The organism is Thermosipho sp. 1244 (genome assembly GCF_018588215.1).
Taxonomy (GTDB): domain Bacteria; phylum Thermotogota; class Thermotogae; order Thermotogales; family Fervidobacteriaceae; genus Thermosipho; species Thermosipho affectus.
This window is the reverse complement of record NZ_LNGA01000031.1, coordinates 1-12,041: the sequence shown is the minus strand read 5'-3', so window position 1 is coordinate 12,041 and position 12,041 is coordinate 1. Positions and strand designations below refer to the sequence as shown.

The 12,041-nt window shown below is 31.0% G+C and carries 13 protein-coding genes; 4 read left to right on the top strand and 9 right to left on the bottom strand.

Annotated features, from left to right (window positions below):
* The 9 genes from AS157_RS07705 to AS157_RS07665 are packed head-to-tail and all read right to left on the bottom strand — an operon-like array spanning position 1 to position 6,775.
* The gene (locus tag AS157_RS07705; protein ID WP_077288869.1) at positions 1-1,143 is read right to left on the bottom strand and encodes a hypothetical protein; all 1,143 of its coding nucleotides are present in this window, start codon (positions 1,141-1,143) and stop codon (positions 1-3) included.
* 11 nt (positions 1,144-1,154) lie between these two features.
* The gene (gene radC / locus AS157_RS07700) at positions 1,155-1,796 is read right to left on the bottom strand and encodes a RadC family protein (RefSeq protein WP_077288868.1); all 642 of its coding nucleotides are present in this window, start codon (positions 1,794-1,796) and stop codon (positions 1,155-1,157) included.
* A complete protein-coding gene (locus AS157_RS07695) occupies positions 1,747-2,343 on the bottom strand; it encodes a Maf family protein (RefSeq protein WP_077288867.1) in 597 nt (198 codons plus the stop codon). The genes radC and AS157_RS07695 overlap by 50 nt, the downstream gene beginning before the upstream one ends.
* A complete protein-coding gene (locus AS157_RS07690) occupies positions 2,312-2,785 on the bottom strand; it encodes a Gx transporter family protein (RefSeq protein ID WP_255373650.1) in 474 nt (157 codons plus the stop codon). The genes AS157_RS07695 and AS157_RS07690 overlap by 32 nt, the downstream gene beginning before the upstream one ends.
* Before the next feature lie 14 nt (positions 2,786-2,799).
* On the bottom strand, positions 2,800-3,141 hold the full coding sequence (locus tag AS157_RS07685; protein WP_077288866.1) for a NusG domain II-containing protein: 342 nt from the start codon (positions 3,139-3,141) through the stop codon (positions 2,800-2,802).
* A complete protein-coding gene (hutI, locus tag AS157_RS07680) occupies positions 3,128-4,324 on the bottom strand; it encodes an imidazolonepropionase (RefSeq protein WP_077288865.1) in 1,197 nt (398 codons plus the stop codon). The genes AS157_RS07685 and hutI overlap by 14 nt, the downstream gene beginning before the upstream one ends.
* Positions 4,325-5,074 (bottom strand): undecaprenyl-diphosphate phosphatase, encoded by a 750-nt coding sequence (locus tag AS157_RS07675; RefSeq protein WP_077288864.1) that lies wholly within the window; start codon positions 5,072-5,074, stop codon positions 4,325-4,327.
* 11 nt (positions 5,075-5,085) lie between these two features.
* Positions 5,086-5,751: a hypothetical protein gene (locus AS157_RS07670; RefSeq protein ID WP_077288863.1), complete on the bottom strand. Its 666-nt coding sequence runs from the start codon at positions 5,749-5,751 to the stop codon at positions 5,086-5,088.
* 19 nt (positions 5,752-5,770) lie between these two features.
* Positions 5,771-6,775, bottom strand: a complete 1,005-nt coding sequence (locus AS157_RS07665; RefSeq protein ID WP_077197913.1) for a M42 family metallopeptidase — start codon at positions 6,773-6,775, stop codon at positions 5,771-5,773.
* 82 nt (positions 6,776-6,857) lie between these two features.
* Here AS157_RS07665 and tilS point away from each other — a divergent pair, with 82 nt between their 5' ends.
* From tilS to AS157_RS07645, 4 genes are read left to right on the top strand one after another with little or no spacing between them, the layout of a single operon-like run.
* Positions 6,858-8,129 carry a tRNA lysidine(34) synthetase TilS gene (gene tilS, locus AS157_RS07660; RefSeq protein ID WP_077288862.1) on the top strand — a complete coding sequence of 424 codons (1,272 nt, stop codon included), beginning with the start codon at positions 6,858-6,860 and terminating at the stop codon, positions 8,127-8,129.
* Complete coding sequence (gene ftsH / locus AS157_RS07655) at positions 8,126-9,970, top strand: ATP-dependent zinc metalloprotease FtsH (protein WP_077288861.1); 1,845 nt, start codon at positions 8,126-8,128, stop codon at positions 9,968-9,970. The genes tilS and ftsH overlap by 4 nt, the downstream gene beginning before the upstream one ends.
* Positions 9,933-10,337, top strand: a complete 405-nt coding sequence (locus AS157_RS07650) for a thioesterase, FlK family (RefSeq protein WP_231450275.1) — start codon at positions 9,933-9,935, stop codon at positions 10,335-10,337. The genes ftsH and AS157_RS07650 overlap by 38 nt, the downstream gene beginning before the upstream one ends.
* A complete protein-coding gene (locus AS157_RS07645) occupies positions 10,321-11,685 on the top strand; it encodes a B12-binding domain-containing radical SAM protein (RefSeq protein ID WP_077288860.1) in 1,365 nt (454 codons plus the stop codon). Before AS157_RS07650 ends, AS157_RS07645 begins: the two co-directional genes overlap by 17 nt.
* The last annotated feature ends 356 nt before the right edge of the window (positions 11,686-12,041 follow it).

Genomic DNA, 12,041 nt, shown 5'->3' with positions numbered 1-12,041 from the left:
TTAATCACCGTATATTAGTTTACAATGTTTTTCCGAAAATAACAACCTAACAACTTCTGGATCAAAGTATTCAACGTAGAAGTCGTACTCTGGATTTTGGCTGATAATGTCGAATATGTTTCCACTTAATTTTTTTTGATAACCTCTGGGAATATAATAAAATTGTTTTAAGCCAACAAGCGTTTCTTTGTTAAAAAATAGTTTAATTTCGTATTTTTCCACTTGATTTTCAAATTTACTAAAAAATATCTTTGATTTTTCAAACAAGTTCTTGTTGTAATAGAAGAATCCAAAAAATAGATTATATTCTGGGTTTTTTTCAAACCTTTTTAGGTTATTGAGATTTATTTCACGGCCATTTAATAGTGCCCAGGCGGTATTTGCAAAAACTGATTTTATGCAGTATGGTCTGTTTGGTGGTATATTTCCTTCAATTAAACTGTAGTTTGTGTTTAGACAAAAACTTTTGGTGTTTTCTGATTCAAAGTTTTTCTTTTTGATGAAAAATAGAGTAAGAGACGGAAAAACTTTTGTTTTAATTACGTTTTTTAAGGTGTTTGTATCTATTTGGTTTCCCATATAGGCATCGAGGATAATTTTAAAAAAGCTATCTATATTTGATAGTTGAGATAATATTTTTGAAAAGTTTTTGGATAATCCATTTGCAATGTAATACTCCAAAAGTAATAGATAAGGGTATATAGAATGCGGATTGTTTTTGATAAATTCGACGATTTCGTTTGATATGTTTTGCTTTTTATAGAGTTTTGTAAGTAGCAAGTTGTATTTTGAAATTACCGTATTTTGGTTTAAAAACTCACTAGCTTTATCAAAATTTCCCTCTAAAATGTTTATCAATGCCAGAAATATTTTGTCGGTGGTGGAAAATTTTCTTAAAGTGTTGATTATTTCTTCAATACTTGCATCATAGTCTTGCTTATTGATATCGAAAATGGTGTGGCTGTCTTCTTTTGAAATGTTTGCTTTTTTTATAAGTTTTTCTTTTAATTTTTTAATATCTTTGCCGCTTTTAGTAGAATTATTTTTAATCTTTTCTTTTTTCTTTTTCCCAGTTTTTACCAATTCCTTTTCCAATTTTTTTTTGAGTTCTAAAATATTTTTTAGTTTATCTTCTTTTTCCATTTTGACACCCCTTAAAGTAATTTATTTTTTTTAAAACTGTAAAATCCATTTCCAACAATTATATGATCAAGCAACTTTATATCTATTATTTCTCCTGCTTCTTTGATTTTAAAAGTTAAATCTTTGTCATTTTTACTTGGCTTTACATCTCCAGATGGGTGGTTGTGTACTAGAATGATGTATGCTGCGGAATTTTTAATAGCTTCTCTATAAATTTCCCTGGGATGTGCAAGACTTGTGTCTATAAGTCCGATTGTTATATCTTTTGAAGTAATTTCTGAAAGTTTAGAGTTAAGCATTATTACCCTTACCACTTCTTGATCGTATTGCTTCATATCTTTGCAATATTCATATACTAATTCAGGTGAATTTAAAGTTTTTCCTTTTCTTTCTTCATTTAAAACTCTTTTTGACAGTTCGATTGCTGCAAATATTGTAGCAGCTTTTGCCTTGCCAAGTCCTTTTACGTTGCATAAATCTTCTATACTTGCTTTGCTTAATTTTAGAAGACTGTTGTCAAAATATTCGAGTAATTTTTTTGAAAGTTCAAATACGTTTTTATCTTTTGTTCCAGTTCTAATTAGAATGGATATTAGTTCATAATTAGAAAGTTTTTCCGCGCCATCTACCAGAAGTTTTTCTCGTGGAAGCATTTATTATCCCCCTATCCCACAAGATATCCCAGACTTTTGAAATTGGAAATCCCATAACGTTGTAAAAATCCCCTTCTATTTTTTCTACGAGTATAGCCCCAAGTTCTTGAATGCCATATGCACCTGCTTTATCAAATGGCTTTGACGTATTTATATAGTATTTTATTAATTCATCCTTTAGAGGTTTAAATTTCACATTTGTTTTTTCACAAAATGTGATTGTTTCATTTTCTGTTAGGATGGTTACTCCAGTGTATACCGTATGCCAATTTGCTGAAAGGGTTTTAAGCATATTGTATGCTTCATCGTAATCTTTAGGTTTTCCAAAAATTTTGTCATTAAAGTAGACAATTGTATCTGCTGCAATTATTATACCTTTTTCTTTAATACTTTTTGCTTTAATGAGTGAAAGTTTTTTTACCAATTCTTCTGGATTTTTTTTATTTATGTTTTCATTTATATTTGGTGGTATTACTTTGAACGTGATATTTAGCATTTTGAATATGTCTATTCTTCTAGGAGATGTTGTTGCCAAAATTAGATTCATTAAATATCTCCTCCATTTTTTGTGCAAGGATGGCATTAATTATTGCAGAAATAATGCCAAGTCCAATCATTAATGGTAAAAAAGAAAATATAGAATTACTCCTTATGATTATACTTCCAACTAAGACCTGGGTAAAGTTGTTTGCAATCATACCTATAACGCTTACTCCAATGTATCCAAAAAAATTTAATTTTGAAAATAACCATTGAAAGATCACAGCTGCGATTATACCAAAAAACCCCATAAAGAAAGGAGGGGTAAATATTGTTCCGGTAAATATACTTCCAATCAATGTTTTTAAAGTACCTACTAACACTCCGCCTTTAAAGCCAATGTTTAATACAGTGTATAATATTACAAAATTTGAAAATCCCCATTTTCCAGCAGGTACGGGGTATGGAATGTATTTTTCTATGACAAACATTACGGAAGATATTGACACCAAAAGGGCGTATATTACCAGGTTTGTAATTCTTGTTCTTTCGATTCTACGACTATCTTGTTTGGAACACAAATTATTTTTCCTCCTTTGTCTATTTTACCAGTTTTTTCGCAAATCTTTAAAGGACAAGTTGAATCTGTTATCCAAGCTTTTTCGCCGTCAAAGTGCACAATTGAAAGGACTTTTCCATTGTTATCTTTTATTTTGTATGCTCCGGGTTTTGTTAGTTTTAAATAGAGTTTTCCATTAACTTTTACCACGAAAATGGAATTTTTACTAACTTTTGGAAAAAATATTACGGAAAAAAGGACTATGATAAGGATTAAAACAATGTCTGCACGTTTAAAAAACTTCATACATAGTCACCTTTCCGTTGATTATAATACCTCTTAGAAAGTTTTGATCAAACATATAGGGAATATCCAAAAATTCATTTGTGTTCCAAAGGGCAATATCACATTGAAATCCCGGTTCTATTTTTCCATTTTCAATTCCAAGCACATGTGCAGCGTTTAAGGTATAAGCCGTTAATATTTCTTCTGGTTCCATTTTTAAAAATCTTACGGCAAGATGCATAACAAACGATGGTGAAAAGATTGGACATGATCCAGGATTAAAATCAGAACCTAAAGCAACTGCCGCACCTTTATCAATGATTTTTCTTGCATTTGCAAATGTTTCACCAAGGTAGAAACTTGTGCCTGGCATTAATGTTGCAACTGTATTTGATTTTGAAAGTAAAGCTATTTCTTCTTCATCTATTTTTAATAAATGATCTGCAGAGACTGCATGTAACTTTACCGCAAGTTTTGTTGCACCGACATTTGCTATTTCATCTGCGTGGAATCTTAATTTAAATCCATTTTCTTTGGCAAAATTAAAAAATTCCTCAATATCTTCTGGGAGAAACACACCTTTATCACAAAATACGTCTATTGTATTTGTGAAACTTTTGATATCATCTAGCCATTCTTTTACATTTTTTATATATTCTGTTTTATCGCTATCCTTTGGAATTGCATGTAACCCCAAAAATGTTGGAATCACTTTAACATCTTGTACTTCATTTAATATTGATATTGCTTTTAGTTGTTTTATTTCACTTATTTTTTCAAGACCGTATCCACTTTTCCCTTCAATTGCACATATTCCGTTTTGTTTTAAGAGTTTTAAATATTTAATGTTTTCTTTTACTATTTCATCTACGGTTGCGTTTCTTACCATCTTTACGCTGCTGTGAATTCCTCCACCTTTTTCAAATATTTGAGAATAGGTTTTTCCACGTGCTCTCATGTAAAATTCATTTGCACGTTTTCCATAGAAGGGAATGTGCGTATGTGCATCTACAAGGGCGGGAGTTACAAGTTTTGAATTAATTGTATAATCAGATTTTGATTTGTGCTTTTTTATGTCCAAAATTTTCCCATGATCAATTATCACATCTACGTCAAATGCTTCGAATAATTCTTTCATTTCTTTTCCTTTTTTGGGAGTGCTTCCCGTTGGAGTTAAAAGGTGATCAGCGTGTATCTTTATCATTTAAATCCCTCCTAGTATAAACGAAAGAATAGATGCAAATAGACAATATATGGAAAATATCTTAAGATTTTTTGAGATAGTAGCTTTTTTAAGTATAAATAAGCTAAATAAACCAAATATGAAAGCAACCAGTGCGGAAGTTAAATAGATTGTGTTAATAGGCACGTTTTTCACACCTAGTATACCCGCACCAAATATTACGGGAATACTTATCAAAAATGAGTATTTTAATGCTAATTCTCTTTTTAATCCTATAATTAATGCACCGAATAGTGTGAAGCCACTTCTTGATATTCCTGGGAATATTGCCAATGCCTGAAATAAACCGATTATTAACGCATCGGTATATGTTATTTCAAAATAATTTTTCTTTCCCTTTAGTTTGTCGGAAATAAAAAGTGCGGCGCTCGTTACTAAAAAGAAGAAAGAGATAATTTTAAGATTTGAAATGGAAGATTCCACTTTGTTTTCAAATAAAAGACCAAAAATTGCTGCAGGTATTGTAGAGACAATAATTTTAAGTATAAGATTTATATAATTTTTTTCAAATTTAAAAAATCCTTTTATTATTTCAAATAATTCCTTCCATACAAAAATTATAATTGCGGCTAATGTTGCAAGATGTAAAAGTGCAAAAATAGATAAATTTGAATCTATGTTTAGAATTTTTGAGAACATACTTAAGTGTCCGGAACTTGAAACGGGTAAAAATTCGGTAAGACCTTGTATGATTCCAAGAATTATCTCCATTTTCTTCCTCCTTAGTGTGTTATTCTTCCTACGTATGGCCTATATGTATATATTTTTAATTCTTTTACGTTTAAATTGTTTAAATATTCTTTAGCAGAATCGATATCTGGAAAAGCGCCTAAACAAAGTGAATAGAAGATTTTATTATTCCTTTTAAATTTTATTGCAAATGATGAAAAACCATTTGATCTTAGATTTAGAATATCTCTAAAAATAGGTTCTGCATTTTCCCCTGTTTTTAAGAATATTGTGTATACACTTTTTCCGGCAAGAAGACCTGGAAGCTTCATATTTGATGGTACTACTAAAAAGTATGTATCCTCTGATAACTTGTTGATTAAAAAATTTTTACTTAACTTTACTATTTTAAGGGCATTTTGTGAGTCTACCACAAAGGTGGAAACATCTGTGCCGTATTCTAAGATATCAAGTGAATGTACTAACAATTTATCATAATTAAATGTTTCAAATTTGATCATAGTGGTTGTGGAATCTAATGAAAAATCTGGGAGTTTTTCACTCCCAGTTACATTTTTGAATTCAAGTTTTTTTGGAATGTATACAATATCTACGTTTACAGAAGATTTTTTGATGTACAGATAAATAGTTGATATTAGAAGTAGTAAGGTTATTAAAGATAAAATAAGTATAAGAGTGTTTAATATTTTTAATTCCAATGGTGTAAAAGAGCGCAGCTTAAATTCCCTCCTCCACGTATTTCAAAATCAACTCAATAGTGGCTTCTACATCCTTTTTGTGTACCATTTCGTTTGGTGTGTGGATATACCTTGTGGCAATAGAAATAGTTGCACTTGGAATACCTGCTTTTGTGTTTTGATATCCACGTGCATCTGTTCCTCCGTAAATTAAAACCTCCATTTGATATGGTATATTGTATTTTTCTGCAAGATCTCTTAGTACGTTTACCATTTCTTTATCACTAATTGAATATCCATCCTTTACCTTTATACATGCTCCACTTCCCAATTTCATTGATACTCTTTTATTTGCTTTTGGAGTATCACCTGCGGCGGTAACATCAATTGCTATAGCCACATCTGGATCAATATCATAGCCCGCAACTCTTGCGCCTATTATTCCAACTTCTTCTTGCACTGCAAATACTCCATATACCGAATTTTTTGTATTTTTAAGTTTTTTAAACACTTCTATTATTACTGCGCAACCAATTCTATCATCCATTGATTTTGAGATGAAATAATCGCCGTTTTCAACGAAGTATCCATCAAAGGTTCCAAAAGTTCCTATAGGACAAATTTTTTCTGCTTCTTCCTTTGACTTTGCCCCTATATCTACGTATATTTTGTCAAAGGACATATTTTTTATGTTTTCTGCTAAAATTTGACCTGTTTCTCCTTCAACATCAACTATACCTACAACATTACCAAATCTAACTTTTGAACGAAAGATCGTATAAGGTGATACACCACCTACCATGTCAATTTTTAAAAATCCGTTATCATCTATGTTTGTTACTACTACCCCAATCTCGTCCATATGTGCATCTAAAAGTATTTTTTTGCCAGATGAACCGTTTTTCCAGACAATTAAATTTCCCAATTTATCTACTTTATAACCGTCGATGTAACCTTCTAGCTCAGAGAGGATTACTTTTCTAATTTTCTCTTCTCGACCGCTTGGACTATGTGTTTCGGTAAGTTTTTTTATTAATTCTTTCATACATGAAAACCTCCTTTTAATTTTATCAATTTTATTATACACTACTAATGTGGAATTTAGCAAATAAAAAGAAGGTGAAAATGTGTTATCGATAGAGAGTTTTATCGAAAAGATAAACGATTATAGTGTTATCACGGAAAATGATAAGATTTTGGTTGCTGTTTCAGGTGGTGTAGATTCTATGACTTTGTTATACATATTAAATGAGGTAAAAGAAAAAATAGGAATAGAAATTTTTTGTGCAACGATTAATCATGGTATAAGGAAGGAATCTAAAAATGAGGTAATTTTTGTGAAAAAATTTTGTGAGAGGTTAAATATTCCATGTTTTACATCAAGCGTTGATGCATTAGCTTATGCAAAAGAGAATAAATTGACACTTGAAGAAGCTGCAAGAAAGTTAAGATATGGCATTTTGAGAAACTTTAAGAAAAAATTAGGAGTAAAAAAGATTGCAGTTGCACATAATTTGAATGATTTAGTTGAAAATGTACTTTTTAGAATTTCACGGGGAACTGGTCCATTTGGAGTTTATGGAATGAAACCTGTAAGTGGAGATATAATTAGACCTTTACTTTTTTATACAAGATTTGAGATAGAATCTTTTGCAAAAGAAAATAACATAGATTTTGTGGTAGATAAAACAAATTACGATGTAAAATACACAAGAAATTTTATAAGACATGAGATAGTCCCAAAGTTTAAAAAAATAAATCCGGCATTTGAAGGAGCTGTTTTTAGATTTGTAGAGAATTTATGGGAATTGGAAAAGTTCGTGGATAAAAAAATAAATTTAGAGAGTGTACCACTTTTAAATGGAATACTTTTTAAGATACCAGATGATGATTATGTTTTAATTGAATTTGTAAGAAGACAGACATTAAAACACTATGGAATTGCCCCTGATAAGGAAAAGCTTGATAGGCTGAAGAAAAATCTTTCCAAAACAAGTTTTAAAGTTAGTTTTTGGGGAAATTATGGAGTAGAAATATCGTATGGGTATGGTTTTTTGGGTGATTTTTTAAGTAGAAAATTTCGTTACGAAATAAATTCTCCACAGGAAATTTATATAGAACCTTTTAATATAAAAATTGGAAAAAATGACAAAGATGGTATAATATTTAATAAGAGTTCTTTTGTTATAAGAAATTGGGAGTTTGGAGATAAGATAAAAGGGGGTAAAAAGTTAAAGGAAATGTTTGTGAGGAAAAAGGTCCCATCATTTATTAGGAGAATTATACCCGTTTTTGTGGATAATGAAATGGTGTTTTTTGTTCCAGGTGTTTACGTTGATAAAGAAAGTGTCTCTAAAGAAGGATTATCTGTGAATGTGAAAGGAGGTTTATTATTTTGAATAAAGGAATTGGATCAATAATTGTAGGACTTTTAATAATTTTAAGTATTTTTTGGATACTTGAGGGGGTGTTTTTCAACAGTAATACCTCAGAAACATCTATGAGGTATAGCGATTTTGTTAAAAGACTAGAATCAGATGCCGGTGATATTGCAGAAGTTACGATAAAAGATGATGGAAGTGTAATATTAAGAACTATTTCTGGAAAGAGATATAACGTTTATGCACCATGGGTTAAATACGATATGGACCTTATTAATAAAATGGTTAATAAGGGAATAATCGTAAATGGTGAAAAAAGTGTAGATAGTTCTTTTTGGGTTAATATTGTAGGAAATTTACTATTTTTCATTTTAATGCTTTTTATGTTTAGTTTTTTAATAAGAGGATTAGGCGGAAAAAATAATCAGGCGTTTACTTTTACCAAAAGTAGAGCCGAAAAGGTGGTTCCAGGTAAGAAAAAGATAACCTTTAAAGATGTTGCAGGTGTGGACGAAGCAGTTGAAGAATTACAGGAAATAGTTGACTTTTTAAAGAATCCTGGAAAATTTAACAAAATAGGTGCAAGGATGCCTAAAGGGGTTTTACTTGTTGGGCCTCCGGGTACTGGAAAAACATTGCTTGCAAGGGCAGTAGCAGGAGAAGCAAATGTGCCTTTCTTTCATATAAGCGGTTCTGATTTTGTAGAGTTATTTGTTGGTGTAGGTGCAGCAAGAGTTAGGGACTTGTTTAACCAAGCAAAATCTAATGCACCGTGTATTGTGTTTATCGATGAAATAGATGCCGTTGGAAGACATAGGGGGGCTGGACTTGGTGGTGGACATGATGAAAGGGAGCAAACGTTAAATCAACTTTTGGTGGAAATGGACGGGTTTGACGTAAAAGAAGGAATAGTCGTGATGGCGGCAACGAATAGACCAGATATATTAGATCCCGCTCTTTTAAGACCGGGAAGATTTGATAAAAAAGTAGTGGTGGACCCACCAGATGTAAAAGGAAGGGAAGAAATTTTAAAAATACATCTTAGGGGGAAACCTATATCTGAAGATGTAGATGTAAAGATCTTGGCAAAAAGGACAACGGGATTTGTTGGAGCGGATTTGGAAAATCTCGTTAATGAAGCAGCACTTCTTGCAGCAAGAGATGGTAGAACACAAATGACTATGGATGATTTTGAAGAAGCTATTGATAGGGTGATTGCGGGCCCTGCAAGAAAATCGAGATTGATTTCGAATAAGCAAAAGGAAATTGTTGCGTATCATGAATTAGGGCATGCTATAGTCGGAACAGAATTACCAAATTCTGACCCGGTTCATAAGGTATCTATAATACCTAGGGGTTATAAAGCGTTGGGATTTACATTGCATCTTCCCGCAGAGGATAAGTATCTTATTAGTAAAAATGAACTAATGGATAATATAACAGCTTTGTTGGGAGGAAGGGCGGCAGAAGAAATAGTTTTTCACGATATAACAAGTGGTGCGGCGAATGATATTGAGAGAGCAACGGAAATAGCAAGAAAAATGGTTTGTGAACTTGGTATGAGTGATAACTTTGGACCACTTGCTTGGGGAAAAACGGAACAAGAAGTATTTTTGGGAAAAGAAATTACAAGAATGAGAAATTACAGTGAAGAAGTTGCAAAATTAATTGATAGTGAAGTGCAAAATATCGTAAATACATGTTATAACAGGGCAAAAGAAATATTAAATAAACATAGAGAAAAATTAGATGAACTTGCTCAAATTTTGTTAGAAAGAGAAGAGATTAGCGGAGAAGAGTTAAGGAAGTTACTTAAGGGGGATGATAGTGTTGTGGAGGAAGATAGAGGGGATAAGTAAAACTATAGAGTTTGTTCCCGATGATTCTTATATTTGGGACGAAGATGATGAAATGAGAAATTATCATTTTGTTTCAACTTCTGGTATTATTAAACAATTTGTAAGAGTTGGATATGAAATTTTATCAGAAGTATTACCAGAAGATTTGATTTCCGTTGTTTTGAGTGTGAAGGTAAAACAGATATTTCCAGTGATGGTTGGTGATAAATTGGTTTTGGGAGTTAGAGTTACAAAAATTGATGAAAATTATATATATTTTTCTGGAATTTTGACGAAAGATAATAAAAAAGTTGCTGAGGCAGAATTTGTTAGGGTTGTAGTTTCAAGAAATTATCTTAGGAGGAAAGCAGTTGAGGAAGCCACGTAAAAAAGATGATTTTCTAGAATATTCACATGTTAAAAAATTTAGTGATTCAGAAAAAAGATTCAAAGAATTTATGGGCAACCAGGGGGTTGCCTTAGTTTTTCCAAATAATTATGCAGTAGCTGCATCATCTCTTTCGTGGAGTTGGGTACAACAACTATTTTGGGAAAGTGGTATATACCCAGAGCGTTATTTCTATGAAAAGTGGTTTAGAAAATTTTATTCCGTTGAATCTTTTAAACCGTTAGATGAAAATAGAATTTTGTTATTTTCTCTGCATTTTGAGCTTGATTTTGAGAATATTTTGGATATTTTAAAAAAACTTGGAATACCATTGCTTGCCAATGAGAGAGATGAAGATTCACCAGTTATTGTGATTGGTGGAGCAATTACATTTTTTAATGAAGAGTTGATTAAACCCATTGCAGATGTAATAATTGTTGGAGATTTAGAAGATAAGGTTAAAGAAGTTTCAGAGGGAATTCGAATTTTATTAAAAAGCAGAAAAGAAGGATTGGAATATTTTGAAAGATTAAAATGGGAAGATAAAGTGACAAACTTTGATATTGGAAAAAAACTCCCTGTTTCTCATTTTGTAACACGATTTTCCGAATTTGGTGAAAAAAAGCTTCTAGAAATTGGTAGGGGATGTATTAGAAGATGCAATTTTTGTGTGATGGGGTATAATAAAAAGCCGGTAAAGTTTGTACATCCAAATGTTATAGAAGAATTTTTAAAAAATGAAACTTATCCAATTGGAATAATTAGTGCTACAATAACAGATTATCCATGGTTGGATGAATTATTGGATATTTTAGAGGAATATAATATAAAGTTTTCCGTTTCATCTATGAGGGCGGATGGTATCTCTGAGAGACTGTTGAGATTGTTAAAAGATAGTGGTCAAAAAAGCTTTACCATTGCACCTGAAGGGGTTTCACAAAGAATTAGAAATTTAATGTTGAAGGATATAGATGAGGATGATTTGTTATTTGCACTTGATGTTGGAAGAAAAGTAAGTTTTAACAGTATAAAGATGTATTATATAGTTGGTGTAGGTGAGGAATTATTTGATTTTGTAGAATTAAAGTCTTTTTTAGAGAAAGTAAAAAAAATGGGGTATAAATCAATAACTTTAAGTGTTAATCCTTTGATTCCAAAGAAAAAAACCCCATTTTATGGTAGGGAATTTATTAGTAATGGGGAATATAACAAAATAAGGAAGTGGATGAAGGAGAGTCTAAAAGGAATAAGAATAAACTTTGAAAGTTATAAACTTTCAAAAAAACAATATGAATTTAATGTTATGTCTGAAAAGGAAATTGTTGATTATATAAAAAAAAGATTTTAAATGTTTGTACAGTACTAAATATAACTTTTCCAATATCATGTATATTACAAATAAAAACTAAAAATCTAGCACGTATTATATTCCACAGAAAAATATGCATATGCTCCAAATGTTTCAAAGAGAAATAGGTTATATTTCCAATATTTGTTTAAAAGCAGTAGGTGTTTTTTTATAATCTGTAGATAGAAAATAGATTTGGCAGTATTTCAAAGCAATTTTTTATTTGATTTTTCCTCAGATTTGTTTATATAACCCTATTTTTTGAAACACTCTTCAAAAGGTATGAGTCTGTTTCAAAAATAGTAAGAGACTAATCCGAAATCAAAAAATAGATACAAAAATATAATAAAATACTT

Excerpts from the sequence above, each read along its gene's own strand:
- AS157_RS07675 (WP_077288864.1), bottom strand. The coding sequence starts at position 5,074 with ATGGAGATAATTCTTGGAATCATACAAGGTCTTACCGAATTTTTACCC.
- AS157_RS07650 (WP_231450275.1), top strand. The coding sequence starts at position 9,933 with ATGATAGTGTTGTGGAGGAAGATAGAGGGGATAAGTAAAACTATAGAG.
- AS157_RS07705 (WP_077288869.1), bottom strand. The coding sequence starts at position 1,143 with ATGGAAAAAGAAGATAAACTAAAAAATATTTTAGAACTCAAAAAAAAA.
- AS157_RS07685 (WP_077288866.1), bottom strand. The coding sequence starts at position 3,141 with ATGAAGTTTTTTAAACGTGCAGACATTGTTTTAATCCTTATCATAGTC.
- AS157_RS07665 (WP_077197913.1), bottom strand. The coding sequence starts at position 6,775 with ATGAAAGAATTAATAAAAAAACTTACCGAAACACATAGTCCAAGCGGT.
- AS157_RS07695 (WP_077288867.1), bottom strand. The coding sequence starts at position 2,343 with ATGAATCTAATTTTGGCAACAACATCTCCTAGAAGAATAGACATATTC.
- hutI (WP_077288865.1), bottom strand. The coding sequence starts at position 4,324 with ATGATAAAGATACACGCTGATCACCTTTTAACTCCAACGGGAAGCACT.
- radC (WP_077288868.1), bottom strand. The coding sequence starts at position 1,796 with ATGCTTCCACGAGAAAAACTTCTGGTAGATGGCGCGGAAAAACTTTCT.